Below are 25,929 nucleotides of genomic sequence, written 5' to 3' on the forward strand. Positions count from 1 at the left end.
GATACGAATGAAAGACCAAGTCTCGGCGCTGATAGACGGTGAACTATCCTTGGAAAATGCGGAACACCTGTTCATTGCGATTAATGGGCAAGGTGAAGCTGCTGAAAGCTGGACGACGTATCACCTGATTGGGGATGTGATGCGCGGCAACCCCATATTCAAATCTGATTTCAGTGAACGCCTCATGCAGAGGCTGGATGTTGAGCCTACTGTGCTCGCGCCACGTGCTAAAAAGCCTGCTGTGAAGACTTCCATGTTCTGGTCAGTGGCTGCCTCTGTGACTGCCGTGATGTTCGTGGGTTGGGTCGCGTTGCAGCAACAAGCTAACCATGGCGGCGATGCCCCGTCTGTTGAGATCGCACAGAATGTAGCATCGGAATATGTCCTTGCACATCAATCTTTTTCCCCAAGTGGTGGTGCCTATTACATCCAACCGGCTTCATATTCTGAAAATGGTGATTAATGAAGCGTTGTGTGCTTGGGTTGCTTCTGCTAACCCAGACTTTTCTTATTCCACAGATATCATTTGCTGCACCGGATGCCACAGATGATGCGTGGGCAGTGCTCCAAAAAGCAGCACAAGCCGCACGCGAATTAAGCTATCAAGGCGTTTTCGTTTACCAGTCCGGCGCCAATTCCCGATCAGTTCAGATCACCCATATGAATTATGGGCAAGGTGAGTATGCGCGCGCTATTGTGCTCGATGGTTCACCGCGTGAAATGCTTAGCCAAGGCAAAGACGTCGTCATCTTTACCCCGCGTAATGAAAAAGTCATCATAGAAAAACGCCGTGGTCAGAATCTCTTCCCCGCATTATTGCCTGCTAATATTGATGCCATCAAAACCAGTTATCAAGTCCGCCTTGGTGGCGTCGAGCGTATTGGCGGCCGTGATGGTAGGGTAATTACCTTAGAGCCAAAAGATAAATATCGTTATACCTATAAGTTTTGGGCAGATAGTGAATACGGCATATTGCTCAAAGTGATGACGACCAATGATCACCATGAAATGATGGAGCAAATCGCGTTCAACCAATTGACCTTACTCAATACGCAAAATATGGATTGGTTTCAGCCTAATATCAATTATGGCAAAGAGTATGTGATGGAGCCTGTTTCTCCTCGCACCACTTCTAAAGATGCGGATACGTGGAGTGTGACTCAACTCCCTGCCGGATACCGCAAGATCGAGCAGGTGACACGTATGGTGCCAGGCAAGCCTGCGCCCGTGACTCAGATTATCTATTCTGATGGTTTGGCTTCTGTGTCCTTATTCGTTGAACCATTGGCCAAAGGCGTTATCCAAAAAGTGGGACATACCGCGATGGGCGCGACGAATTTCTATGCCAACGTAAATAATGGGCATCAGGTCGTGGTGGTAGGCGAAGTCCCTGAGGCGACGGTGTCTCAAATTGCTGGTGCAGTGACTTTTAAGAAGTAAAGGTAGTTGATATGTGTGATGAGTTGTCTCTAGCGCATCCTGTTGTATGAAATCCCTTGGTATTAATTAAAATTATTTGATGAGATTCTCTGGATCAACATCTTGTGTGAATCATGATTAACTTGGATGAAGTAAAGTATGAATAAGGTGAATGGAATGGTCAGGAAATTCATTGCGGCTACCGCATTTTTTATCACTTTCTCAGGCAATGCATTCTCGAAAGACTTGCCTGATTTTACAGAGCTGGCCGAGAAACAAGGCCCTGCCGTTGTGAATATTAGCATTACCCAAGTAGTGCATGCTGGCGGACCAAATGTGGGTTTACCATTCCCCGGGGGTATCCCTGATGATGAAGCGTTAGGCGAGCTTTTCCGTCGTTTCGGCATTCCAGGGATGCCTGGTGCTCCTGATGGACAAGGCGCTCCGCCACAGCAGGATTACAAATCACAATCACTAGGCTCCGGTTTTATCCTCAGCAGTGATGGTTACGTTCTGACAAATGCACATGTGGTGCGAGATGCCGATGAGGTTATCGTCAAGCTTTCTGATAAACGCGAATTCAAAGCCAAGATCATTGGTGCTGATCGTCGTACCGATATCGCCTTGTTGAAGATAGAGGCTACAGGATTGCCTAAAATCACGCCTGGCGACCCGACGACATTGAAAGTTGGCGAATGGGTTGCCGCGATTGGCTCGCCTTTCGGGCTTGAAAATACCATTACTGCGGGTATTGTCAGTGCCAAAGGCCGCGCCTTGCCGCAAGAGAACTTTGTGCCCTTCATCCAGACGGATGTGGCGATCAATCCCGGTAACTCCGGTGGCCCATTATTTAATCTGCGGGGCGAAGTTGTCGGTATTAACTCTCAGATATATAGTCGTACAGGTGGTTATATGGGCCTGTCTTTCGCTATCCCGATTGATGTGGCGATTGAAGTCTCCAATCAATTGAAAGCGAGCGGTAAAGTCAGTCGCGGTTGGTTAGGCATCGGTATTCAGGAAGTCAACAAGGATATCGCTGAAGCGTTAGGGCTTAAGAATACCAGTGGTGCATTGGTCGCTGCGATCGAGAAAGGTAGTCCTGCTGAAAAAGGTGGGTTGGAATCGGGTGACGTGATTACTAAATTCGATGGTAAACCCGTCGAGTCTTCTTCTGATCTTCCTCGTTTGGTAGGCGCCACCCGTGCGGGTAAAACTGTCCCCGTAGATATCCTGCGCAAAGGGGTTGTCCGCACACTCAGTATTTCAATTGGTGAGATGCCGCAAGATAAAGATGAAATCGCTGCAACGCCTAAAGGACAAGCTAAACCAGAAGTGAATCGTATTGGTTTGATTCTTCGCGAGCTTACGCCTCAGCAAAAGAAAAAACTGAATAGTAAAGATGGCTTGCTGGTTGTTGATGCACAAGGGCCAGCAGCACAAGCCGGTATTCGTCGCGGTGATGTGATTCTTGGTTTGAATAATAATGAGATTCAGGGACTTGAGCAGTTTAATAAACAGCTTGCCGCTGTCGAGTCTGGGCGTACCGTTGCATTATTGGTACAGCGTGGCGATAACACACTCTATGTTCCTGTGAAGCTCGCTAGCAAGTAAGCCCTAATAACTTAAGATGCGAACACTGCGTCTTTGCTGTAAAATCATTGTTAATTAATGTGTTGCAAGAGGGCGCTTCGGCGCCCTTCTTGTTGTGTTGCAAAATCGCAGACTGTATTCATGAAAAATATTCGTAACTTTTCCATTATCGCCCATATCGATCACGGTAAATCCACGCTTGCTGACCGTATTATTCAGTTATGTGGTGGTTTATCTGATCGTGAAATGGAATCGCAAGTGCTTGACTCTATGGATCTCGAGCGTGAGCGCGGTATTACCATTAAAGCGCAGACAGCAGCGCTGGAGTACAAAGCGCTAGATGGGCAGATTTACCAACTTAATCTGATCGATACCCCGGGGCATGTGGATTTCTCTTATGAAGTCAGCCGATCACTTTCCGCATGTGAGGGTGCCCTGCTGGTTGTTGATGCTAGCCAAGGTGTGGAAGCGCAAAGCGTTGCCAACTGTTATACCGCCATTGACCTAGGAGTTGAGGTCACAGCAGTGCTGAATAAGATCGATCTTCCCTCAGCAGACCCTGATCGTGTCATTCAGGAGATTGAAGATGTCATCGGCGTTGATGCCAGCGATGCGGTGCGTTGCTCCGCTAAAACGGGCGAAGGCGTGCGGGATGTGCTTGAGGCCGTGGTGGCGAGAGTGCCAGCACCTAAAGGTGATCCGACCGCGCCATTCAAAGCGCTCATCATTGACTCATGGTTCGATAATTATGTCGGGGTCGTGATGCTTGTGCGTGTGGTAGATGGTGCATTAAAACCTAAAGAGAAGATTCGCATGATGGCGACCAAGGCCGTGCACCTATGCGAACAGGTCGGGGTGTTTACCCCAAAATCACGACAGCGAGATGCGATATCTGCGGGTGAGGTAGGATTTATCATTGCCGGTATTAAAGAGCTTACGAGCGCCAAAGTCGGCGATACCGTGACGCTTGCCGATAAACAGGCGGCTGAGCCTTTGCCAGGGTTTAAAGAAGTGAAGCCCCAGGTGTTTGCAGGGCTTTATCCTGTCGAATCCAACCAGTTTGAAGCGTTGCGTGATGCGTTGGATAAACTTCAGCTTAACGATGCGTCTTTACAATTTGAGCCGGAAAACTCTACAGCGCTTGGTTTTGGCTTCCGATGTGGCTTCCTCGGTTTGTTGCACATGGAAATCGTACAAGAGCGCCTGGAGCGCGAGTACGACATGGATCTCATCACCACAGCACCAACAGTCGTTTATGAGTTGCTGCTTAAGGGGGGTGAAGTTGTTCAAATCGAAAACCCCTCCAGATTGCCCGAGCCTTCGCGCATTGACGAGATTCGTGAGCCCATCATTACGGTTAATTTGCTGATGCCGCAGGATTATGTCGGCCCTGTCATGACGTTGTGTAATGGCAAGCGTGGCGTGCAGCGCAATATGCAGTATATGGGGCGCCAGGTCATGTTGACCTATGAAATGCCTTTGAATGAAGTGGTATTGGACTTTTTCGATAAGTTAAAGTCTGTATCGCGTGGGTATGCGTCGATGGATTACGAATTCCTGGAATTCCGCGCGGCGGATTTGGTCAAGCTTGATATCATGGTAAATGGTGAGCGCGTCGATGCGCTGTCGCTGATTGTTCACCGTGGCAATAGTATCTATCGAGGCAGGCAGTTATGTTCCAAGATGCGCGAACTGATTCCACGACAGATGTTCGATGTTGCAGTGCAGGCATCCATCGGTGCCAATATCATCGCGCGCGAAACGGTAAAGGCGATGCGCAAAAACGTCTTGGCCAAGTGTTATGGTGGCGATATCTCGCGTAAGAAAAAACTGCTTGAGAAGCAAAAAGAAGGTAAAAAACGCATGAAACAGGTAGGCAATGTGGAAATTCCCCAGGAAGCGTTCCTGGCCATTTTAAGGGTTGAAGACAAATGATGTTTGCATTGTTTATGTTGGTTGTGCTGGTGATTTCCGGCGGAATCTGGTTGCTGGATATTCTGGTGCTACGTAAGCGTCGTCCAGCGGGCAAGGCTGATCCAATCTTAGTTGAGTATTCCAAGAGTTTCTTTCCAGTGATTCTTGTAGTATTCCTGATCCGTTCTTTTGTGGTCGAGCCGTTTAAGATTCCATCAGGATCTATGATGCCAACATTGCTGGCTGGTGATTTTATTCTGGTGAATAAATTCACTTATGGTTTACGTGTGCCTATTCTGAACCATACGTTTTTCGAGGTGAATCACCCTAAGCGTGGCGATGTTTTCGTGTTCCATTTCCCGCCTGATCCCTCTATCGACTACATCAAACGTGTGGTTGGTGTGCCAGGAGATAAGATATCTTATAAAGACAAACAACTTTATATCAATGGGCAAAAACTGGATGTGAGTTTTGTTGATGATTATCAATATCCTGCAGCCGGTTTGAATATGGTGTATGCAAAGCGTTATCAGGAGCAACTTGGCGACGTAAAGCATGATATTCTCATCGATGAAGAAGCAATTACCACGGATGGTGAAACTGAGGTGCCACCTGGTCATTATTTCGCGATGGGCGATAACCGTGATAACAGCAAAGATAGCCGTTTCTGGGGGTTCGTGCCTGAAGATAATCTAGTGGGTAAGGCCTTCTTTATTTGGTGGAATTTCGATAACTTCAGCCGCATCGGCAGTATCGGTCATTAGGAGAATAAAATGCAAAAACAACGTGGAATGACATTTATTGGTCTGGTATTGATCATTGCATGCGTAGTGTTTGTCGCTGTGATCGGAATGAAGTTGGTGCCAGCTTATCTTGAGTATTTTGCAGTTAAAAAAGCTATTCTAAAAATTGGCAATGAGCCCAACTTTAAGGATATGACTCAAAAGGAAATTGCGGAATCTTTTACTAAGTCTGCAATTATTGACAACATTCGAGAAGTTGCAGGCAGCGATCTTGTTGTCTCCCAAGATGACTCTGGGAAACCTGTGGTTTCTGTAGATTATCAACAAGTGGTTCCTCTGATAGGGAATGTCAGTGCATTGTTAGACTTTAGCGTAACAACAGCCCCAGCTAAATTATCACTAAAATAATAAGCATGTCGCAAACCGGATTAGCCAGACTGATTGGCTATGATTTTATCCAACCATCATTATTTGTACAGGCGCTAACGCATCGCAGCCATAGTGGACTGAACAATGAACGCCTTGAATTTCTTGGCGATGGTATGCTTAACTTTATCATTGCAAACCAGTTGTATCTACGCTATCCCAAGCTTTCTGAAGGTGATTTAAGCAGGCTGCGTGCGCAGTTGGTAAAAGAAGCTACATTGAGCAGTATCGCAAAAGGGCTTAATCTTGGAGATGCGCTATTGTTAGGTGAGGGTGAGCTTAAAAGTGCGGGTTGGCGTCGCCCCTCGGTATTGGCTGATGCGCTGGAGGCGATCATCGGCGCAGTATTTCTTGATGGTGGGTTTGCTGCGGCAGAAGCTTTAGTGATTCGGCTTTATGCATCATTATTTGAGCAGATCGACCCTAAATCTATCGGCAAAGACCCTAAATCTCTCTTGCAAGAGTATTTGCAAGGCCGTAAATTGGAATTGCCTGAATACAATGTGCTTGAGATTACAGGCGAGGCGCATGATCAAGCTTTTCGCGTGGCTTGTGTGATTCCTAAATTAAACATCCAAACCTTCGGTGAAGGTACGAGTCGTCGTATAGCTGAGCAGGCGTCAGCTGAGAAAGCGTATGAAATTGCAGTGAAAGGAAGTATTAAATGAGTACGCAATCCGGTTTTCGTTGTGGCACTGTCGCTATCGTGGGTCGCCCGAATGTGGGTAAATCTACGCTTCTTAACCATATTCTTGGTTTAAAACTGAGCATCACTTCACGTAAGGCGCAGACTACGCGTCATCGTCTGCTTGGCATCCATACGACTGAAGATACGCAGTTCTTGTTTGTTGATACTCCGGGTTTTCAGCAAAAACATGTGAATGCACTTAATCGTGGCTTGAATAAGACGGTAACGCAGGTGCTTACGGAGGTCGATGTCGTATTATTTGTGATCGAGCCTATGCATCTCGGCGACGCTGATCGCAAAGTACTTGCGTTGTTGCCCAAAGAAAAACCAGTATTACTTGTCGTGAATAAATCTGATCTGATGGGGGATAAAGGTAATCTATTACCGTTGATTCAGGATTTCGATCTTGAATTCCCTTTTGCTGAGATTATTCCAGTTAGCGCTAAAAAGAGTTTGAATCTGGATGAGCTACTTGCGTCAGTGCGTACCTATTTGCCTGAGCAAGATGCGATCTATGGTGAAGATGAATTGACTGATCGTAATGAGCGTTTTCTTGCGGCTGAATTGCTACGTGAAAAGATATTCCGCTTATTAGGGGATGAGATTCCTTACTCAGTGGCGGTAGAGATTGAGAAGTTTGAACAAGAGGGTAATCTGCGAAGAATTCATGCGGCGATTATCGTCGACAAAGAAAGCCAGAAGCCCATGCTGATCGGCAAGGGTGGTGAGAAACTTAAACGTATCTCATCTGAAGCCCGGCAGGATATGGAAAAGCTTTTTGATGGCAAAGTCTGGTTAGAGACTTGGGTCAAGGTAAAAGGTGGTTGGGCGGATGATGAGCGCGCGCTTAAGAGCCTTGGGTACTAGCATGGGTGCTAAGATATCTAACCAGCCTACCTAAGCTAGCTTGTTATTTTTAGTGATTAGCCGAACTTACTCTCAACCGCGATAACCTCATTCACTGCTCACATAAAACATGGCTGTTTCTACTATCAATCGCCAAGACAATCAGCCTGTTTATGTCCTGCATACCTATCCATTTAAAGAAACCAGCCTAGTTGTCGAGTTGCTGACGCGCGATTTTGGTCGTGTGGCTGCTGTTGCCAAAGGTGCTCGCCGTCCGCGCTCGGCAATGCGGGGCATGCTTCAATCTTTCCAGCCTTTATTAGGGACGTGGTCAGGCAAAGCCGAACTCAAGAGTCTGCATAGCCTAGAATGGGGTAGTGGACTGTTGCTATTAAAGGGTGAGGCATTGATGTGCGGTTTTTACCTGAATGAGCTGATGTTGCGGCTACTGCCTCGAGAGGATGCGCATGAGGGCCTATTCGATTATTATGCACAGACACTTAAGACCTTGTCAGCTAATGCACATTACGCGACTACCTTGCGAAGATTTGAGCTCAAGATGTTGCAGGAGATGGGGTATGCAGTTCCCCTGACTGAAGATGAAGCCGCCGTTGAAGTTGTCGCAGCACAGTCTTATGTCTATGTCGCTGAGCGAGGTGCTTGCGCTGAATCTACCAAGGATGGTGTGTCTTTGATAGGCAAGACCTTGCTAGACATGGCGCGTGATGATTACACTGATCCGAAAACCCAGTTGCAAAGCAAGCAGCTTATGCGCGTATTGCTGGCACATTATCTGGGTGATAAACCTTTGCATACGAGGCAATTGCTTGTCGATTTGCAGGGCCTATAAAGGTTAGAAGGTAACGTAAGATTTTGATAATGATAAGAAATTATTAATAGGCGCAGAATGCTCAAACTCGGTGTCAATATAGACCATATAGCCACATTGCGGAATGCACGCGGTACGCAGTACCCCAGCGTTGTGCAGGCAGCTTTACGTGCTGAAGAGGCGGGGGCTGATAGCATCACGATCCACTTACGCGAAGATAGGCGCCATATCATGGATGCCGATGTATATGCCTTACGCCCATTGCTGCAAACCAAGATGAATCTGGAAATGGCCGTGACAGATGAGATGGTTGCGATTGCTTTGCAAGTCAAACCGCAAGATGTTTGTTTAGTACCAGAGCGCCGCGAAGAGAGAACGACAGAAGGCGGTCTTGATGTCATCGGCAATAGCGATAGGATTGCCGATGTGTGTGATCAGCTTGCGGATGCAGGTATCAGGGTATCGTTATTTATTGCGCCAGACATTGCGCAGATTGACGCTGCAAAAGCAGCGGGCGCGCCCGTGATTGAATTGCATACCGGCAAGTTCGCAGACACGGAAGGTACCGTACAACGCCACGAGCTCGAGCGTATCGTTAAGGCCGCCGCTTATGCGCAAGGGTTAGGGTTGGTCGTGAATGCAGGGCACGGTCTTAATATTCATAATGTGCATGAGATCGCTGCTATTCCTGGCATTGAAGAGTTGAATATCGGCCACGCAATAGTTGCTCACTCTGTATTCGTGGGCTGGGAATACGCTATCCGCGAGATGAAAGCGCTTATGGTCGAGGCGAGTAAAACATGATTTACGGCATTGGTACGGATATCGTGGAAGTGTCCCGAATCGAAGATTCGCTCGCGCGTTTTGGCGATGCTTTTGCCCAGCGGATACTTAATGAACAGGAGTGGCTGGAATATGGGCAATCCAACACCAAGGCACGTTTTCTTGCTAAACGGTTCGCCGCTAAAGAGGCTTTTGCAAAAGCGTTAGGTACTGGCATTCGCTCACCTGCCACCTTTGAGAATATCGGGGTCGGGCATGATGATTTAGGCAAACCAGTGCTTGATCTGGCTGCCGAGCTTCAGGCCTTTATCGATAAAAAAGGCATTAGCTTCCAACATATCTCGATTAGTGATGAGAAAGCCCTTGCCGCTGCTTTCGTCGTACTCGAAAAGGTGGGCTAAGTACGATATGCGTTTATTACTTTTGGCGTTCTCGTTTTTGATTTCCGGCTACGTGCAAGCTGAGGAATGGGTATTGCTTGGCGCCAGTAGCGTGGGCAAACATTATGTGGATACTAGCTCTTTGCAGCGAGATGCCAACAATACTATTTTCAGTGTCGTAACCCGTGTGGTGCAAAACGATAATGCCGAATGGGTGACCAGCATGATCGTTGACTGTAAAGTGAATACCTTTGCTTATGCGAGTGGTATTAAGCTCCAGAATGGCCAAATAACGTCGCGTTTCGATGCGCCCAAACCTGCCGAGCCTATTGTTCAGGATTCCATGCCTGATCAGTTGAAAAAAGAATATTGTGTCGCCGCACCTCCGCAATGGGAGTCTTTAGGCAAGAGCAGTATCGCAGACGTCTATTTCGATAGAAACTCTGTAGAGCAAAGCAGCGATGGTAGCCGTTTTAAGGCCGACACCATGGTCATGCCTTTTAATGGACAAGAGGAAACACGCAGCACAGTCGCCTTTAACTGCAGTAATAATACTTTCAATATTGTCAAACTAACCAAAGTGAAAGATGGCAAGCTTGAGAGTGTGTTTGAAACGCCGCAGAAGCCTGCACAGACTAGCAAAGTGGCAACGTTAGATACATTGGCACGTAAGTTCTGTGGCAAACCGCCTGCCGTAATGGCTACAGATACCTCTGAAAAAGAGCAAAAGCCCGAGGTAACGGTTCCCAGAACCAAAGCTGAAGCACAGTGCGATAAAGTGCTGGCTTCGTTGAAGAGCCTTGAGTTGACCATCCAAAAAGACTTTGATGATGATGGCCTGCAATGTAAGCAACAGAAAAGTTACCTGAAGCAGATTCAAGTGATTAGTCAGAATGTCAAAAAATACGAATGTGCGATTGGCGACCTGACAGCTTATGCAAAAGACATCCAAGATGCTGGCTGCCGTTGATGCTGGTCGACGTTTTGGCGGCGTACAGCGCCTTTATGGGGCTGTAGCCCTTGGTCGATTCCAGGCCGCGCGCGTCTGTGTTATCGGTATAGGTGGCGTAGGGTCATGGGCGGTAGAGGCGTTGGCCCGCAATGCCATTGGGCATTTAACGCTCATAGACCTTGATAACATCGCCGAATCGAATGTCAATCGTCAGTTGCATGCGGTAGAAGGCGAATTCGGTAAGGCCAAAGTCACGGCGATGGCGGAGCGCGCGAGGGCAATCAATCCGCATGTCGATGTGAGCGAGGTAGAGGATTTCGTCACCGTAGATAATGTGGATGCGATGCTCGGTCAAGGCTACGATGTGGTGCTGGATGCTATCGATGATGCCCGCGCCAAAGTGGCGATTGCCGCATGGTGTCATCAGCATAAAATGCCATTGGTGATCGTTGGCGGCGCTGGCGGCAGGCTTGATGCAACTAAAATAAAGACGGCCGATCTGGTTAAGGTCACAGGGGATCGCTTGTTAGCTAAAGTTCGCAATTCCTTGCGGCGCGATCATGGTTTTTCGCGTGACCCTAAAGTTAAAGCCGGCATCCAATGTGTCTATTCTGATGAGCAAGTACAGAAACCTGATGCGAGTTGTGAAGTCGATGCTGAAGCCGCCATTACCGGCCTGAATTGTGCAGGCTATGGTTCCTCGGTCTGCGTGACGGCACCATTTGGCATGGTGGCAGCTGGCTTAGTGTTGAGCCTGCTTAAAGGTTGATTTATTGGGCAGCTTTGCCAATCACCTGCTCATATTCCGGAAAGTAGCGAGCGATCACCGAAAGGTCAAAGCTACGCAATATGCTGGTATTCGATTCGCGCGCCAGTAAAAACTCAAAAGAGTGACGTAGCAATTCTTCTGTCGCTAGTTTCCCTCCTACTAGTTTGGTGGCGTAATCAGCTTTTACCGTGACAACATGTGTAGAGGGTTTTGCTGCGGATATCACAACCTCAAAGGTAACGTCATCCAGTTTCTTGATGCTGATGGTTGCCATGATCTTTACCTCATGTGGTTAGAATCTTGTTCCAGTTTAACAAAAATCCCCCTTGAATTTATTTTTACTATCCCCACGTTCTATATATCGTTTTGTTCGCAACAATGGGAGCTTCAACAATGTCCACAGAGACTATCCAAAAAGAAACACTAGGTTTTCAAACCGAGGTAAAGCAACTGCTGCACCTCATGATCCATTCGCTCTACAGCAATAAAGAGATCGTGCTGCGTGAGCTGATCTCGAATGCGAGTGACGCCGCCGATAAATTGCGCTTTGAAGCGCTGGCAAACAATAGCTTGTATGGCAATGACAGCGAGCTAAAGATCCGCGTCGCTTTCGATAAAGAGGCGCGCACGCTGACAATCTCTGACAATGGTATTGGCATGAGCCGTGATGAAGTCATCACCAACATTGGTACCATCGCAAAATCTGGTACTAAAGAATTCTTTCAGGCATTAACCGGCGATCAAGCTAAAGATGCCAACCTCATCGGCCAATTTGGTGTTGGTTTTTACTCTGCATTTATCCTAGCTGACAAAGTTACATTGATTACCCGCCGCGCTGGTGGCACAGATGCTATCAAGTGGGAATCCGCAGGTGAAGGTGAATACACGCTTGAGTCTGCTGATAAAACCACACGTGGTACAGATATCATCCTGCATTTGCGTGAAGGCGAAGATGAATTCCTGAATGACTGGAAGCTCAAAACCATCATCCGCAAGTATTCTGACCACATCACATTACCTATCGTGATGAAAAAATCAGAATGGAAAGATGGCGAGCAGGTACCAACCGATGAAGATGAATCAGTCAATACGGCTTCCGCATTATGGGCACGTTCAAAGAGCGATATCACCGATGAAGAATACAAGGAATTCTATAAGCATGTCTCCCATGATTTTCAGGATCCACTGACATGGAGCCATAACCGCGTAGAGGGTAAGCAGGAATATATCTCGCTACTTTATCTACCGAGCAAAGCGCCATTCGACTTATATGATCGCGAACGCAAACATGGCATCAAGCTCTATGTGAAACGTGTATTCATCATGGATGATGCAGACCAGCTGATGCCGCAATACCTGCGTTTTGTACGCGGTGTGATCGATAGTGCCGACCTGCCGTTAAATGTTTCGCGTGAGATTTTGCAGCATAGCAAAGATATTGATGCTATCAAGGCAGGTTCTGTGAAGAAAGTGCTCGGTCTATTGGAAGACCTTGCAGAGAATAAACCGGAAGAGTACAGCAGTTTCTGGAATGAGTTTGGCCGTGTATTGAAAGAAGGCCCGGGCGAAGACTTTACCAATAAAGAAAAAATCGCTGGCTTGCTGCGCTTTGCATCGACCCATGCTGATAATGATCAGCAGGTCGTCTCGTTCAAAGACTATATCAGCCGCATGAAAGAAGAACAGGAAGCTATCTATTACATTACTGCAGATAGCTTTGCTGCGGCGCAGCATAGTCCACATCTTGAGATATTCCGCAAAAAAGGTATCGAGGTGCTGTTGCTATCTGATCGTGTAGATGAGTGGCTGCTTTCAAGCCTGACTGAATTCGATGGTAAGAAACTGCAGTCTGTTGCCAAGGGCGATCTTGATCTTGGTAAATTGGAAGATGAAGCCGAGAAAGAGCAGCAGAAAAAAGTCGAAGATGAGTACAAATCATTGATCGAGAAAATTCAAAGCACACTGGGCGATAGCGTTAAAGAAGTGCGTGTGACGCATCGCCTAACGGATTCGCCTGCCTGTTTGGTCAGTGGAGCGCATGACATGTCAGGTAATCTAGAGCGTATTTTGAAGGCGGCTGGGCAAAACACACCAGCGAATAAGCCTACACTGGAGATCAACCCAGAGCATAAACTGGTGCAGCGCTTGAAGCAGGAGTCTGACGATGCGCGTTTTGCTGATTGGTCGCACATCCTGTTCGATCAGGCTTTGCTTGCCGAAGGCGGACAGTTGCAAGATCCCGCAGCTTTTGTGCGTCGAGTGAATAGCCTGCTAGCTTAATACGCTATCTATTGATGCTTGTTGGTATTGCCCTTGTTGCCGCTCATGTTATGGGCATAGGCAACAAGGGCTTTTTATTATATAATGCGCGGCTTCGCTAAAAGAGCGCTGTGCTTTTATGTTTTGAAAGCAGTAAAGCGTGTCTTGAAACTATGAAGAAGTTTGTAGGTATGCCATGCAATGCATGGTGATGGCGCTAAAGCCGTCCATCCTGATGATTCAATGATTTGATCCAATTGTTTGAATCAGGATGCAGTGAAAATTATAGTCAGGTCAGCCTGATCAATTAACCATTATTAAGGAGTTTTTGTATGTCTAGATTCACCGGCCCACGTCTCAAAAAAATGCGCGCACTTGGTATTGATCTGCCTGGCTTGTCACGTAAGACAATCGAGTCACGCCCAACTCCACCAGGTCAGCATGGCGCGAAAAATACACGTCGCAAGAAATCAGATTTCGGCGTTAAGTTGATGGAAAAGCAAAAGCTGCGTTTCAACTATGGTTTATCAGAAAAGCAGATGCGTCGTTTGGTTGTTGACGCGCGTAAAGGTAAAGAGCCTACTGGCGAAACATTGTTGCAACTGCTTGAGCGTCGTTTGGATAACGCAGTATTCCGTGCAGGTTTCGCACCGACTATCGCTGCAGCGCGCCAATTGGTTTCACACCGCCATATTCAATTGAATGGCAAACTGGTTAACATCCCATCTATCCGCCTTCGTGCAGGTGATGAGATCAGCCTTAAGGCTGTCAGTGCAAAACTGCCTATCGTGGTTGAGACATTGGCTGATATGCCTTTGATTCGTCCAGAGTGGTTGTCTTGGAATGAGCAAGGCCAAGTGGCTAAAGTAGCACATATGCCAGCACCGGAAGATGTTCCATTCCCGATTGATGTGCAGCAGGTTGTTGAGTACTACGCAAACCGTCTGTAAAAATACAAGTTTTAAAGTTCTCCTCTTTTAGCCACATTTTATGTGGCTATTTTTTTGCCTGAATATCCATCCTGGATTCTGACTTTGCCCGCAATCATTAGTCTTGACGAGATAATTGAGAATGGTTATCATTTGTCGAAGTCAATAAAATATCTTTTATCTCGCTGACATGTTTATCGCATATGTACTCCATGCGTTGTGTTCGACTCTAATGTGTCGGGATATCAAATAGCTGCAATTGCGTGAGATTTGCAGGGAGTTAAGTGATTACAGATTGGTTAAAAGCGTGATGGAGTCTTACATGAAACCTGCTAATGCCTGTAAGCGAGTTGTGCTCGCTGGTAACGATGGATGCAGAATCCTCTTTTGCGAAGAGTGCAATGTTGCGGAAGTCGAAGTTGGCGCATTAAGCTTACGTCTGGATGTTCAGGCATTCAATACGCTGAGTGAGCTGCTGCAAGAGGCCGCATCTAAAGTCGCGATATTCAATGCGGCAAAAGCACAGAATGAAGTGATTTCCGGAGTGCGGAATGTCCACTGATTTACGTTTGGCATCCTGGAATGACATGCCGAAGGCTACTCACGACACTGCACATCATAACTTCAAGATCAGGGCTTTGATGCCTGCGCGGCAAAACCCGCAATCAGCTAAACCCCAGACCTCTAGTTTTGCAACCAAGACACTCATCTTCGTACTTGCATTGCATGTGCTGGCATTATTTTTAGTGCTGATGCTTAAACCAGAAGCGATGTTGGTGACTGAAGATACTTCTCCGCCAATGCTGGTGAGCTTGGTTGAAAGCCCGGTAATCAATCAAGAGTTCGTTGAACCTAAGCCTGTTGAGCCTAAACCTGAGCCTGTGATCAAAAAACCAACACCCAAACCACAAGAAAAACCTACACCACAGGTGCAGGATGCGCCGTCACCCATTCCGCAAGCAGCACCCCAAGAAGTTGCACCGCCTCCTACCAGTGCTTCAGCCCCTGTGGTAACGAAACCCGCTGAGATTATTGAAAAACAGCAGCAACCTATTGAAGAGCCGAAACCGGAGATCGTCACCAGTGTTTCCTACTTAAAAAAGCCTGAGTTGGTCTTCCCTGCACAATCCCGTCGTCTTGGCGAAGAGGGGACCGTGGTCATTCGCGTACTGGTTGCAGTGAATGGCGAACCTGAGTCTATGGAAATCAGGAAGAGTAGTGGTTATACACGTCTTGATCAGGCAGGTTTGGATGCGGTGAAAAAAGCGCGCTTTGTTCCACCCAAGAAGAACAATAAGCCATTAAGTGTATTGGTTGATCTGCCATTGAGCTTTACACTGACAGACGAATAGATTTTTTCGATAGTATCCTTAAGAACCAATAGTTTAGATTAAAGAAAGAAGTGCAATATGGATGGTTATGAATTTAACAGCTTGGCTTTCATCACGGATGGCGGGTTTGTCTCGATAAGCGTTGCTGTGTTGCTGCTTGTCATGTCAATTGCAAGCTGGTATTTGATTGTGATGAAGACTTTACAGGCGGTTCGCGTGCGTCGTGCATCAAGTGAATATAGTCAGGCATTCTGGAATGCGCCTACGCTTGATTTGGCTATTCGTGATGATGGTACATCGACACCAGTTTCAAGATTAGCGACACAAGCTGTTGAGGCCGCTGAGCATCATCAGCGCCATGCGACCAAGCGTTTAGCCGATGCGTGCAATCAGGATGAATTTATTGCACGGGCGATGCGCCGTTCTATCGGTGATGAAAGTGCCCGCGCTGAATACGGTCTGACGGTACTGGCTTCTGTCGGCAGTGTTTCACCATTCGTTGGTTTGTTTGGTACGGTGTGGGGTATCTACCACGCGTTAGCCAGTATCAGCTTAAGTGGTCAGGCAACGCTGGATAAAGTCGCTGGTCCGGTAGGTGAAGCGCTGATCATGACAGCCATGGGTTTGGCCGTGGCGATTCCTGCCGTACTTGCCTATAACGCATTGGTGCGTAGTAACCGTGTATTGTTGAGCCAATTGGAAAGCTTTGCCAATGACCTGCATGTGTTGCTGACAACGGGTGCACCACTAGTCGTCGCTAGCTCTCAACCTGACGGCGCAAAACCGGCAACCCGTCTTAAAGAGGTCCATGTATGATCGGTTCAGGTAACGGGTTTAGCTCCGGTAGCCATTCTGCCCCGATGGCAGAGATAAATACTACGCCGCTAGTGGATGTGATGCTGGTTCTGCTGGTGATTTTTATCATTACTGCACCGTTGCTGACCCATGCAGTCAAGATCGATTTGCCGCAGGCGAGTAGCCAGCCTTTGCCTGAAAAGCCGGAAGTCGTTTCAGTGTCGATCGACGGCGCAGGTAAAGTATATTGGAACGATGTGGCACTCGTGGCTGATGAATTGCCGTTCAAGTTGCAGCAAGCCGCTAAAACCGAGCCTCAGCCGGAGATACATATTCGGGCGGATAAAGAAACCCGTTATCAGGTGTTGGCTGAAGTCATGGCTGATGCGCAGAATGCGGGTATCAAGAAAATGGGTTTTATTAGCGAGCCTAAACCTTAGCGAACTCCAGCCTTGAGTTAAGTCTAGGCTTTGAGTTACACCCCATCTTCAGTTAAAAATTATTTTGATAGCCTGTCTGTCATTAACAGGGCTAAAAAAGCACCCGGATTTAATGGGTGCTTTTTTTATGGGTTTTCTTGTAGTATTTACATGACGTTCTTCTATCAGGCCTCGTTTTTGCTAGACTATACATGTGCCAACCGAATTTATTTGATCGATTTAGATCATTACCAAGTCAGAATCAACGCTGATTTATGTTGTCAGTGTGAATGTCCCGAGTTATTTAGTTGCAAGAGTGTTTGCATGCCTTCTGTTAATTGATCGCGAAAGAGCCAGCTTATGACTACCCCAAAAGCCAAGTCTGTTTCAAAGAAAACTGCCGGAATCAAGCCCACCATAACAACCGAGCAAACGCCGATTGCTCAAGCCTTGCAAAACCATCTGATATTCTCGTCTGGAAAAACCAGTGCTTCGGCTACCAAGCGCGATTGGTATGCCTCGACTGCCTATACTGTACGTGACCACGTGATCGAGCGATGGGTAAAAACGGTAGAAGGCTACCGTGAGCATGACCCCAAACGCGTGTACTACCTCTCTTTGGAGTTCCTGATCGGGCGCATGTTGTCGAATGCTGCACTAAATCTTGGCATTAACGATGAGGTGCGAGACGGCCTGAGTGATTTAGGCTACCAGTTGGAAAATGTCGTGGAGATGGAAAGTGACGCCGCGCTTGGTAATGGGGGCTTGGGTCGGCTTGCTGCTTGTTTTCTCGACTCTATGGCGACATTGGATATCCCGGGTACTGGCTACGGTATTCGCTATGAGTATGGGATGTTCCGTCAGACGATTGAGAAAGGCCAGCAGGTCGAGAATCCCGATAATTGGCTGCGCTATGTGAATATTTGGGAATTCCAGCGGCCAGAGCACACCTATATGGTGCAATTTTTTGGCAAAGTTGTTGAGTACCCGACCAAAAATGGTGTTGGATACCACTGGGTAGAGAGTGAGTCTGTGGTTGCGATGGCCTACGATATTCCCATCCCCGGGTACGACACTCATACGGTGAATAACTTGCGCCTATGGTCTGCAAAAGCAACACGAGAGTTTGATCTGCGACAATTCAACGATGGCAATTACGAAAAAGCGGTAGAAGGTCGTAACGCGACAGAGAATATCTCCAAAGTGCTTTATCCAAATGATGCATCTGCATCAGGGCGAGAGTTGCGTCTTAAACAGCAGTACTTCTTTGTTTCTGCATCCATTCAGGATATCTTGCGCCGCTTTTTATTAAAGCGTCGTGAATGGAATGAGTTGCCTGATAAGATTGCGATCCAACTAAATGACACGCATCCTGCCATCGCCGTTGCAGAGTTGATGTATCAACTGGTGGATGTTCACCGCCTTGAGTGGGCACATGCATGGAAGCTGGTAGTTAAGATATTTGGGTATACCAACCATACCTTGATGCCTGAAGCGCTCGAGACATGGTCTGTAGAGCTATTTGGTCGTTTGCTGCCTCGACATCTGGGCATCATCTATCAAATCAATCATGAATTCCTGCAAATGGTGAATCATAAATTCCCCGGGGATACTGATCTATTGACACGTGTGTCGATTATTGATGAGAGTAATGGTCGCCGTGTGCGTATGGCGCATTTGGCGGTGGTGGGTAGCCATACAGTGAATGGCGTTGCAGCATTGCACAGCCAATTATTAAAGACGACCTTGTTTGCTGATTTCAACCGTATTTATCCGGGCAAGTTCGTGAATATTACGAATGGCATCACGCCACGCCGTTGGCTGAATCAATGCAACCCGCAATTGACCAGTTTGCTGGAAAAAGTCATCGGTGCAGGCTTCCAGAAAGACTTGAGCGATCTAAGCGATATCGTGCCATTGGCCGAAGATAAAGCATTCCGTAAGGTATTTCGCGAGATTAAGCGTGCAAATAAGCTACGCCTAGCCCAGAGACTTGAAAAAGTAACAGGGGTCACAGTCAACCCTGATAGTCTTTTTGACGTGCAGATTAAGCGGATACATGAATATAAGCGCCAGTTGCTAAACCTACTGCATGTGATCACCCTATATAACCGTATTCGTTCCGGCAACGCTGACAGCATCACGCCACGAACCGTAATCTTTGGTGGTAAGGCAGCCCCAGGTTATTGGATGGCGAAATTGATCATCCGCTTGATCAACGATGTGGCGGCCATCGTCAATGAAGACCCGGCGGTTGGCGATAAGCTGAAAGTGGTGTTCTACCCGAATTATGAGGTCTCTGCCGCTGAGCTTCTATTCCCCGGCAGTGATCTTTCAGAGCAGATATCTACAGCGGGTACGGAGGCCTCAGGTACCGGTAATATGAAGATGGCGCTGAATGGCGCGCTAACGATTGGTACCTTGGATGGTGCGAATGTTGAGATTAAAGAAGAGGTCGGCGATGAAAATATCTTTATCTTCGGTTTGACCACAGATGAAGTCGCAGAGAAAAAAGCCAGCGGATACAATCCTTGGGATTATTATCATGCCAATGCTGAATTAAAGCAGGTGCTGGATATGATTGCGACCGGGTTCTTCTGTGTGGATGAACCTGACCGATATAAAGCGATTTTCGATAACCTGTTACAAAAGGGGGATCATTACTTGTTGCTGGCCGATTATGAAAGCTATATCGCTACGCAAGATGCGGTGTCTGCTTTGTATAAGGATCAGGAGGAGTGGTCCCGTCGTGCGATATTGAATGTGGCGCGGGTGGGGAAATTCTCAAGTGATCGTACTATTGGCGAATACGCTAGCAAAATATGGAAAATACAAGCGCTGAAACGTTAAGCGTCAATTTAGTGGGAGGAGAAAATATGCGTCGCTTGATGACATCATTAATATTTGCAAGTTTTGCTACGTATGCCAGTGCGGCTGGTTTAAGCGATCTAAGTAACGCTGAGGCAAGTAGTGGGCTGAAAGAGGCTTTGATACAAGGCGCCAGTAAAGCGGTCGGCAAGCTTGGTTCAGCAGATGGCTTCTTGAATAATCCCAAAGTGAAGATCCCGCTCCCCGATTCTATGAAAAAAGCTGAAAAAGCCATGCGCATGTTTGGCATGGGCAAGCAGGCGGATGAATTGGTGTTAAAAATGAATCGTGCTGCTGAGGCCGCCGTGCCAGAAGCAAAAGCCTTGCTCACAGACTCCGTGAAGAAAATGAGCGTGCAGGATGCCAAGGATATATTGTCTGGCGGCGATGATGCTGCAACGAAATATTTCAAGAAAACCACCTCTGGTCCAATGGCAGAAAAATTTCTGCCTATCGTTAAAAAGGCGACAGAGAATGTCCAGCTAGCCCAGCAATATAATAAATTTGCTGAAATGGGCAGCAGTTATGGATTAGTGAGTAAAGACCAGGCTAATCTTGAGCAATACGTGACGCAGAAAACGCTTGATGGCGTTTATTTGATGATGGCGGAAGAAGAAAAAGCGATCCGTAAAGATCCGATGGGACAAGCGAGCGGATTGCTGAAAAAAGTATTTGGGTCTATCAACAAATAGTTGGGTTTAAGGCTTTGTAAGGTTGAGTGCTATCGAGGTCACTTTATTACGACCTGCCTGCTTGGACTCATATAAGGCATTATCTGCTTGCGCCATCAAGGTTTCCAGTGAGCCATCAAGTGTTTCGCCAATCGCGATGCCAATGCTGAGCGTGGGGCATAAGCCATTCATCGGTAATAGTGATATCGCCTGCTTGAATGTGCGCTGAAGTCGGCCTGCAACTTCAAGCGCAATCTTTTCTTCTGTTCCTGGCAGAACGATCACGAATTCATCACCCCCCTGACGTGCAAATAAGTCGGAGGCGCGTAAATGACTGCGGGCGATATCGGCAAATGTTGTGAGTACTTGGTCGCCAAGTGCATGCCCTAGGGTGTCATTCACTATTTTAAAGTGATCTATATCGATCACCAATAATGCTGTTGATCTTGCCGGGACTGAATCGCTGCGGCGATTTTCAATAGATTTTTTCACTGCTGCGATAAGCCCTGCGCGATTCAATGCCGATGTCAGCGGATCTCTTAATGCGCGGCCTATCCAAGCTTGATTCGTATGCTCTACAGCTGTCAGCAAGATACACATGTTCCACAATACGATCGTAATAACAGAGACTAGTGCAAAGCCTATATGTGATGGGTTCTGCGTGAATATGGATGTGCCTTCAAGCTGGTGAAAAGTAGCCACAAGTGAGCGAATGATATTCATGACGCTAGATGCACCGAACAGCGTGGCTAACACATAAGCTGTACGGATATTTTCTCTACGTGCCATCTTAAAAGCACTACGGCTGATCGTCATGCTGAATATGGCTGCACAGGCCGAACTAAGTGCGACACGTTCAGAGAAATGAGAGCTAGCGTCGATCAGAAAGCAATGAACAAGAATGGCTAATAAAAGCAATGCAAGATGGTAATGCCATGCAAAAGTTCTCTTACAAAACTGACTAAGCGCTACTGAAAGGATGAAATAACCTATTAATACTAGAGTGTTGGCAACAAAGACTGTGAGAAAATCAGGCGCAAAATCACGCCACGTGAGAAGCAGAATGCCGCAGCCTGCGATCAAATTGCTGCTTCCCCACAAGAATACCCATTGATCGAATCGTCGTGTAGTTGATGCGGCAATTAATCCTATTCCCATTACAAAAGGAATGAGGCCTATGACTACATAGATCGTTCTAACATCAAGCTGCGTCAGCATAAATCTCAGGTTTAAAGAGGTCGTTAAAATGGGACATGGATTATAACCATAAACGATGTATATAAATTCAGATTTGTGTGCGGCTTTATGTAAGGGATATTTACACTTTCTGGTAAAATCTGGTTTTCGCTAACACTCTGAATTCCTTCATGTCTAGCCCTCAAATGATCAGCATCCGCGGTAGTTCTGCTTTATCCCCTTTCCGTCTTGATAAGATTTTAAATTCGTTGAGGTCAAGCGCGCCTAATGTTGGGCATCTGTATGCGGAGTTTTGGCATTTCGCGTGGAGTGACCAAGGACTTGATTCCGTAAAGCAGGAAACACTAAAACAGATTCTGACGTATGGCCCCAAGATGCAGACTGAAGTGCCTGCTGGTGAGTTATTTCTGGTGGTGCCTCGCCCAGGAACGATTTCCCCTTGGGCATCGCGTGCGACTGATATCGCACGTCATTGTGGGCTGGAGTCGATACAACGGCTGGAGCGTGGTGTGGCTTATTATGTAGCCACCAAGAATGGCGTGCCGCTTACAGATACTGAAAAGCAGGTTTTGATATCGCTGATTCATGACCGCATGACAGAGGCCGTATTTGCCAGCCTTGCCGATGCTGAAAAGCTCTACCATATTGCTACCCCCGTCCCATTAACAACCGTGGACATCCTCACCGGAGGCAAAGCTGCGCTTGATACCGCTAATGCTGATATGGGCTTGGCTTTATCTCCTGATGAAGTGGATTACCTGTTGCAGAACTTTACGCGTATCGGGCGTAACCCGACCGATGTTGAGTTGATGATGTTCGCACAGGCTAACTCCGAACACTGTCGCCATAAGATATTCAATGCGGATTGGGTGATTGACGGTATCAAACAGGATAAATCGCTATTTGCGATGATTCGTAATACGCATCAACTCAACCCTGGTAAAACCGTAGTTGCCTACTCAGATAACGCTTCTATCGTTGAAGGTGGTTTGACAAGGCGCTTTTACCCGCAAGCTGATGGCAGTTACAGTTTTGTAGAAGAAGACATGCATTTCCTCATGAAAGTGGAAACGCATAATCACCCAACGGCTATCTCTCCATTTGCTGGTGCAGCGACCGGTGCTGGCGGTGAGATTCGCGATGAAGGCGCTACAGGTTCTGGCTCTAAGCCAAAAGCAGGATTGTCAGGTTTTTCGGTCTCTAATCTCAATATCCCGGGTTTCAAACAGCCTTGGGAGATGGATTCTGGCGACACTGGATATGGCAAGCCTTCACGTATTGCATCGCCATTACAGATCATGATTGATGGCCCACTAGGTGGCGCTGCGTATAACAATGAATTCGGTCGCCCGAATATCGCAGGTTATTTCCGTACGCTTGAGATCGAGGCTGCTGGTGAAGTGCGCGGCTATCACAAGCCGATTATGCTGGCAGGCGGTGTTGGCAATATCTCTGCCAAACACTCGAAAAAGAATCCGATCCCTGATGGCGCATGCCTTATTCAGCTAGGTGGTCCAGCCATGTTAATCGGTCTTGGTGGTGGTGCTGCATCGAGTATGGATACCGGTGCAAATACAGAAAACCTGGATTTTGATTCAGTACAACGTGGCAACCCGGAGCTTGAGCGTCGTGCGCAAGAGGTGATCGACCGCTGCTGGCAGTTGGGTGACGAAAACCCTATTCTAAGTATTCATGACGTAGGTGCTGGCGGTATCTCAAATGCTTTCCCTGAGCTAGTAAATGATGCCGGAGTTGGTGCGTTATTTGAATTGCGTAATGTGCATAACGAAGAGCCAGGGATGTCGCCGCGCGAGCTGTGGAGTAATGAGGCGCAGGAGCGTTATGTGATGGCTGTTGCCAGAAAAGACCTCACACGTTTTGCCGAGATATGTGAACGCGAACGTTGCCCCTTTGCTGTCGTCGGGCACGCGACTGCTGAAAAACATCTGACCGTCGCAGATAGTCATTTCAGCAATCATCCTGTGGATATGGATTTATCGGTGTTGCTTGGCAAACCGCCAAAGATGACCCGCGATGTGATGCATACGATACGTGAACTCAGTGCGTTCGATACGAATAAGATCAATCTGAAAGATGCGGCTGAACGTGTCTTAAGACTACCCGGTGTCGCGGATAAGACATTCCTGATCACCATTGGTGACCGTACAGTAACAGGCTTAATTGCACGCGATCAAATGGTTGGCCCGTGGCAGGTGCCGGTAGCCGATGTGGCAGTGACATTGGCCGGTTACGAGACATACCGTGGCGAGGCGTTCGCAATTGGTGAAAAAGCACCTTTAGCACTGATCGATGCCCCAGCTTCAGGACGTATGGCGATTGGCGAAGCCATCACGAATATTGCAGCGAGCCTGATCGATGACATTAGTGACCTCAAGCTCTCTGCCAACTGGATGGCGCCAGCAGGTCATCCCGGTGAAGATGCAGCATTGTTCGATACAGTAGAAGCGGTTGGTATGGAGCTATGTCCGAAGCTTGGGATTAGCATTCCTGTCGGCAAAGACTCGATGAGCATGAAAACGGTGTGGGAAGACAAGGGAGGTAAGAAGGCTGTCACTGCGCCGATATCTCTCGTAGTTACCGCATTCGCACCGACTTCGGATGCACGCCAGACATTGACGCCGCAACTCAAGACAGACCAAGGCGAGACAAAACTCATCCTGATTGATTTAGGTGCAGGCAAGAACCGCATGGGAGGCTCTGCGTTAGCGCAGGTGTATGGCGCTACTGATAATGTATCACCTGATATGGATAGCCCGGAGCGCTTCAAGGCCTTTTTTGAAGCTATACAGATATTGAACCGTGAAGATAAGCTACTTGCCTATCATGATCGCTCCGACGGTGGTTTGTTCGTCACCTTGGCTGAAATGGCGTTTGCGGGTCGTTGTGGTATCGATATAGATATCAGCGCACTACTTGGTGATGTAGCCAGCGTGCTTTACAACGAAGAGCTAGGTGCTGTGCTGCAAGTGCGCGCAACTGAGGCCGCCCATATTTGTGCTGAATTGAATCAAACACTGGATGGCTGTGCCCATATCATCGGCGCACCGGTATTGAATAATCATGGTTTTATCATTCGCCAGCATGGTGAAGTGGTGTTTGCCGAACTGCGCACGACATTACATCGCTTATGGTCCGAGACCACTTACCAGATGCAAAAGCTGCGCGATAACCCTGTATGCGCGCAACAGGAATATGATCGTATCTTGGATGTGAATGACCCCGGCTTGCATCAATATATGACTTTTGATCTGGCGAACCATATTGAAGCTCCGTATGTGGCGACGGGGGTGCGCCCCAAGATGGCGGTATTGCGTGAACAAGGTGTGAATGGGCAGGTCGAGATGGCAGCCGCATTCGACCGCGCAGGCTTCCAGTCATATGATGTCCACATGAGCGATATCATCAGCGGGCGTGTGAGCCTCAAGGATTTTGCAGGTTTTGTAGCGTGCGGTGGTTTCTCCTATGGCGATGTATTAGGTGCTGGTGAAGGTTGGGCAAAATCCATCCTGTTCAACTCACGTGCTCGCGATGAGTTTTCTGCCTTCTTCCAGCGGGAGGACAGCTTCTCACTAGGCGTATGTAATGGCTGTCAGATGATGAGTAATTTAAGCAGTATCATCCCAGGTGCTGAGCAATGGCCGCATTTCGTGCGTAACAAATCTGAACAGTTCGAGGCACGCTTTGCCATGGTAGAGATCATGGAATCGCCATCATTGTTCTTTAATATGATGGCTGGTAGCCGTATGCCTGTTGCCGTTGCACATGGTGAAGGTTTTGCGGAATTTTCTTCAGCGAGCGCTGTCCAAAATGCGCTCGATGATAAGTTGGTCAGTGTACGTTTCGTTGATAATAGCGGTCAGCCTACTGAGGTTTATCCGTTCAACCCAAATGGTTCGCCACAGGGTATTACCGGATTAACGACAAAAGATGGCCGTTTTAGTATTATGATGCCGCATCCAGAGCGCGTTTTTAGAGCCGTGCAACACTCATGGCACCCTGAAGGTTGGGGCGAAGATTCACCTTGGATACGCATGTTCCGTAATGCAAGAAAGTATATTGGCTAAAAACCCATGTAGTTTAAATATTATAAGAAGGCGGGA

24 protein-coding genes are annotated in these 25,929 nt (G+C 47.5%); 22 read left to right on the forward strand and 2 right to left on the reverse strand.

The window, feature by feature from the left end; genetic code table 11:
- Positions 1-7 precede the first annotated feature (7 nt).
- From A7981_RS03700 to A7981_RS03760, 13 genes are all read left to right on the forward strand, one after another.
- Entirely contained in the window at positions 8-463 is a 456-nt protein-coding gene (locus A7981_RS03700; RefSeq protein WP_067264171.1) for a sigma-E factor negative regulatory protein, read from the forward strand.
- Positions 463-1,440, forward strand: coding sequence for a MucB/RseB C-terminal domain-containing protein (locus A7981_RS03705; protein ID WP_067264174.1), 978 nt, complete (start codon positions 463-465; stop codon positions 1,438-1,440). Before A7981_RS03700 ends, A7981_RS03705 begins: the two co-directional genes overlap by 1 nt.
- A gap of 156 nt (positions 1,441-1,596) precedes the next feature.
- Positions 1,597-3,030 (forward strand): DegQ family serine endoprotease, encoded by a 1,434-nt coding sequence (locus tag A7981_RS03710; RefSeq protein ID WP_067264176.1) that lies wholly within the window; start codon positions 1,597-1,599, stop codon positions 3,028-3,030.
- 120 nt (positions 3,031-3,150) lie between these two features.
- Positions 3,151-4,944, forward strand: coding sequence for a translation elongation factor 4 (gene lepA, locus A7981_RS03715; protein ID WP_067264178.1), 1,794 nt, complete (start codon positions 3,151-3,153; stop codon positions 4,942-4,944).
- Complete coding sequence (gene lepB, locus A7981_RS03720) at positions 4,941-5,687, forward strand: signal peptidase I (protein ID WP_067264179.1); 747 nt, start codon at positions 4,941-4,943, stop codon at positions 5,685-5,687. Before lepA ends, lepB begins: the two co-directional genes overlap by 4 nt.
- Before the next feature lie 9 nt (positions 5,688-5,696).
- Entirely contained in the window at positions 5,697-6,074 is a 378-nt protein-coding gene (locus A7981_RS03725; protein ID WP_067264181.1) for a DUF4845 domain-containing protein, read from the forward strand.
- Between the two features lie 5 nt (positions 6,075-6,079).
- A complete protein-coding gene (rnc, locus tag A7981_RS03730) occupies positions 6,080-6,760 on the forward strand; it encodes a ribonuclease III (RefSeq protein ID WP_067264184.1) in 681 nt (226 codons plus the stop codon).
- Entirely contained in the window at positions 6,757-7,647 is an 891-nt protein-coding gene (gene era / locus A7981_RS03735; protein ID WP_067264186.1) for a GTPase Era, read from the forward strand. The genes rnc and era overlap by 4 nt, the downstream gene beginning before the upstream one ends.
- A gap of 109 nt (positions 7,648-7,756) precedes the next feature.
- On the forward strand, positions 7,757-8,476 hold the full coding sequence (recO, locus tag A7981_RS03740; RefSeq protein ID WP_082889202.1) for a DNA repair protein RecO: 720 nt from the start codon (positions 7,757-7,759) through the stop codon (positions 8,474-8,476).
- A gap of 57 nt (positions 8,477-8,533) precedes the next feature.
- Positions 8,534-9,259: a pyridoxine 5'-phosphate synthase gene (pdxJ, locus tag A7981_RS03745; protein WP_067264189.1), complete on the forward strand. Its 726-nt coding sequence runs from the start codon at positions 8,534-8,536 to the stop codon at positions 9,257-9,259.
- Positions 9,256-9,639 (forward strand): holo-ACP synthase, encoded by a 384-nt coding sequence (acpS, locus tag A7981_RS03750; RefSeq protein WP_067264191.1) that lies wholly within the window; start codon positions 9,256-9,258, stop codon positions 9,637-9,639. Before pdxJ ends, acpS begins: the two co-directional genes overlap by 4 nt.
- A 7-nt stretch (positions 9,640-9,646) precedes the next feature.
- On the forward strand, positions 9,647-10,588 hold the full coding sequence (locus tag A7981_RS03755) for a surface-adhesin E family protein (RefSeq protein WP_067264193.1): 942 nt from the start codon (positions 9,647-9,649) through the stop codon (positions 10,586-10,588).
- Positions 10,554-11,339 carry a ThiF family adenylyltransferase gene (locus A7981_RS03760; RefSeq protein WP_254258492.1) on the forward strand — a complete coding sequence of 262 codons (786 nt, stop codon included), beginning with the start codon at positions 10,554-10,556 and terminating at the stop codon, positions 11,337-11,339. Before A7981_RS03755 ends, A7981_RS03760 begins: the two co-directional genes overlap by 35 nt.
- Position 11,340: 1 nt before the next feature.
- Here the strand turns inward: A7981_RS03760 and A7981_RS03765 are convergent, their stop codons facing one another.
- On the reverse strand, positions 11,341-11,613 hold the full coding sequence (locus tag A7981_RS03765; RefSeq protein WP_067264195.1) for a hypothetical protein: 273 nt from the start codon (positions 11,611-11,613) through the stop codon (positions 11,341-11,343).
- Between the two features lie 119 nt (positions 11,614-11,732).
- Here A7981_RS03765 and htpG point away from each other — a divergent pair, with 119 nt between their 5' ends.
- The 8 genes from htpG (at position 11,733) to A7981_RS03805 (ending at position 20,632) form a co-directional block, all read left to right on the forward strand.
- The gene (gene htpG / locus A7981_RS03770; RefSeq protein ID WP_088178022.1) at positions 11,733-13,619 is read left to right on the forward strand and encodes a molecular chaperone HtpG; all 1,887 of its coding nucleotides are present in this window, start codon (positions 11,733-11,735) and stop codon (positions 13,617-13,619) included.
- 311 nt (positions 13,620-13,930) lie between these two features.
- On the forward strand, positions 13,931-14,548 hold the full coding sequence (rpsD, locus tag A7981_RS03775; RefSeq protein WP_067264201.1) for a 30S ribosomal protein S4: 618 nt from the start codon (positions 13,931-13,933) through the stop codon (positions 14,546-14,548).
- A 301-nt stretch (positions 14,549-14,849) separates the two neighbouring features.
- Positions 14,850-15,089 carry a hypothetical protein gene (locus tag A7981_RS03780; protein ID WP_067264205.1) on the forward strand — a complete coding sequence of 80 codons (240 nt, stop codon included), beginning with the start codon at positions 14,850-14,852 and terminating at the stop codon, positions 15,087-15,089.
- Positions 15,079-15,879: a TonB family protein gene (locus A7981_RS03785; protein WP_067264208.1), complete on the forward strand. Its 801-nt coding sequence runs from the start codon at positions 15,079-15,081 to the stop codon at positions 15,877-15,879. The genes A7981_RS03780 and A7981_RS03785 overlap by 11 nt, the downstream gene beginning before the upstream one ends.
- 57 nt (positions 15,880-15,936) lie before the next feature.
- The gene (locus tag A7981_RS03790) at positions 15,937-16,674 is read left to right on the forward strand and encodes a MotA/TolQ/ExbB proton channel family protein (RefSeq protein ID WP_067264211.1); all 738 of its coding nucleotides are present in this window, start codon (positions 15,937-15,939) and stop codon (positions 16,672-16,674) included.
- Positions 16,671-17,093 (forward strand): biopolymer transporter ExbD, encoded by a 423-nt coding sequence (locus A7981_RS03795; RefSeq protein WP_067264213.1) that lies wholly within the window; start codon positions 16,671-16,673, stop codon positions 17,091-17,093. The genes A7981_RS03790 and A7981_RS03795 overlap by 4 nt, the downstream gene beginning before the upstream one ends.
- Positions 17,094-17,432: 339 nt before the next feature.
- Complete coding sequence (locus tag A7981_RS03800; RefSeq protein ID WP_067264216.1) at positions 17,433-19,922, forward strand: glycogen/starch/alpha-glucan phosphorylase; 2,490 nt, start codon at positions 17,433-17,435, stop codon at positions 19,920-19,922.
- 26 nt (positions 19,923-19,948) lie between these two features.
- On the forward strand, positions 19,949-20,632 hold the full coding sequence (locus tag A7981_RS03805; protein WP_067264220.1) for a DUF4197 domain-containing protein: 684 nt from the start codon (positions 19,949-19,951) through the stop codon (positions 20,630-20,632).
- Positions 20,633-20,638: 6 nt separating this feature from the next.
- On the opposite strand, the gene A7981_RS03810 is transcribed toward A7981_RS03805, so the two are convergent.
- The gene (locus A7981_RS03810; RefSeq protein WP_067264223.1) at positions 20,639-21,829 is read right to left on the reverse strand and encodes a GGDEF domain-containing protein; all 1,191 of its coding nucleotides are present in this window, start codon (positions 21,827-21,829) and stop codon (positions 20,639-20,641) included.
- Positions 21,830-21,978: 149 nt separating this feature from the next.
- Between A7981_RS03810 and purL the strand changes: the two genes are divergently transcribed.
- Entirely contained in the window at positions 21,979-25,893 is a 3,915-nt protein-coding gene (purL, locus tag A7981_RS03815) for a phosphoribosylformylglycinamidine synthase (RefSeq protein ID WP_067264226.1), read from the forward strand.
- Positions 25,894-25,929 lie beyond the last annotated feature (36 nt).

Source organism: Methylovorus sp. MM2 (genome assembly GCF_001648895.1).
Taxonomy (GTDB): domain Bacteria; phylum Pseudomonadota; class Gammaproteobacteria; order Burkholderiales; family Methylophilaceae; genus MM1.

What these genes read in the sequence shown, in the direction of transcription:
- A7981_RS03700 (WP_067264171.1), top strand. Translation starts at nt 8, where the DNA reads ATGAAAGACCAAGTCTCGGCGCTGATAGACGGTGAACTATCCTTGGAA.
- A7981_RS03705 (WP_067264174.1), top strand. Translation starts at nt 463, where the DNA reads ATGAAGCGTTGTGTGCTTGGGTTGCTTCTGCTAACCCAGACTTTTCTT.
- A7981_RS03710 (WP_067264176.1), top strand. Translation starts at nt 1,597, where the DNA reads ATGGTCAGGAAATTCATTGCGGCTACCGCATTTTTTATCACTTTCTCA.
- lepA (WP_067264178.1), top strand. Translation starts at nt 3,151, where the DNA reads ATGAAAAATATTCGTAACTTTTCCATTATCGCCCATATCGATCACGGT.
- lepB (WP_067264179.1), top strand. Translation starts at nt 4,941, where the DNA reads ATGATGTTTGCATTGTTTATGTTGGTTGTGCTGGTGATTTCCGGCGGA.
- A7981_RS03725 (WP_067264181.1), top strand. Translation starts at nt 5,697, where the DNA reads ATGCAAAAACAACGTGGAATGACATTTATTGGTCTGGTATTGATCATT.
- rnc (WP_067264184.1), top strand. Translation starts at nt 6,080, where the DNA reads ATGTCGCAAACCGGATTAGCCAGACTGATTGGCTATGATTTTATCCAA.
- era (WP_067264186.1), top strand. Translation starts at nt 6,757, where the DNA reads ATGAGTACGCAATCCGGTTTTCGTTGTGGCACTGTCGCTATCGTGGGT.
- recO (WP_082889202.1), top strand. Translation starts at nt 7,757, where the DNA reads ATGGCTGTTTCTACTATCAATCGCCAAGACAATCAGCCTGTTTATGTC.
- pdxJ (WP_067264189.1), top strand. Translation starts at nt 8,534, where the DNA reads ATGCTCAAACTCGGTGTCAATATAGACCATATAGCCACATTGCGGAAT.
- acpS (WP_067264191.1), top strand. Translation starts at nt 9,256, where the DNA reads ATGATTTACGGCATTGGTACGGATATCGTGGAAGTGTCCCGAATCGAA.
- A7981_RS03755 (WP_067264193.1), top strand. Translation starts at nt 9,647, where the DNA reads ATGCGTTTATTACTTTTGGCGTTCTCGTTTTTGATTTCCGGCTACGTG.
- A7981_RS03760 (WP_254258492.1), top strand. Translation starts at nt 10,554, where the DNA reads ATGCAAAAGACATCCAAGATGCTGGCTGCCGTTGATGCTGGTCGACGT.
- A7981_RS03765 (WP_067264195.1), bottom strand. Translation starts at nt 11,613, where the DNA reads ATGGCAACCATCAGCATCAAGAAACTGGATGACGTTACCTTTGAGGTT.
- htpG (WP_088178022.1), top strand. Translation starts at nt 11,733, where the DNA reads ATGTCCACAGAGACTATCCAAAAAGAAACACTAGGTTTTCAAACCGAG.
- rpsD (WP_067264201.1), top strand. Translation starts at nt 13,931, where the DNA reads ATGTCTAGATTCACCGGCCCACGTCTCAAAAAAATGCGCGCACTTGGT.
- A7981_RS03780 (WP_067264205.1), top strand. Translation starts at nt 14,850, where the DNA reads ATGAAACCTGCTAATGCCTGTAAGCGAGTTGTGCTCGCTGGTAACGAT.
- A7981_RS03785 (WP_067264208.1), top strand. Translation starts at nt 15,079, where the DNA reads ATGTCCACTGATTTACGTTTGGCATCCTGGAATGACATGCCGAAGGCT.
- A7981_RS03790 (WP_067264211.1), top strand. Translation starts at nt 15,937, where the DNA reads ATGGATGGTTATGAATTTAACAGCTTGGCTTTCATCACGGATGGCGGG.
- A7981_RS03795 (WP_067264213.1), top strand. Translation starts at nt 16,671, where the DNA reads ATGATCGGTTCAGGTAACGGGTTTAGCTCCGGTAGCCATTCTGCCCCG.
- A7981_RS03800 (WP_067264216.1), top strand. Translation starts at nt 17,433, where the DNA reads ATGACTACCCCAAAAGCCAAGTCTGTTTCAAAGAAAACTGCCGGAATC.
- A7981_RS03805 (WP_067264220.1), top strand. Translation starts at nt 19,949, where the DNA reads ATGCGTCGCTTGATGACATCATTAATATTTGCAAGTTTTGCTACGTAT.
- A7981_RS03810 (WP_067264223.1), bottom strand. Translation starts at nt 21,829, where the DNA reads ATGCTGACGCAGCTTGATGTTAGAACGATCTATGTAGTCATAGGCCTC.
- purL (WP_067264226.1), top strand. Translation starts at nt 21,979, where the DNA reads ATGTCTAGCCCTCAAATGATCAGCATCCGCGGTAGTTCTGCTTTATCC.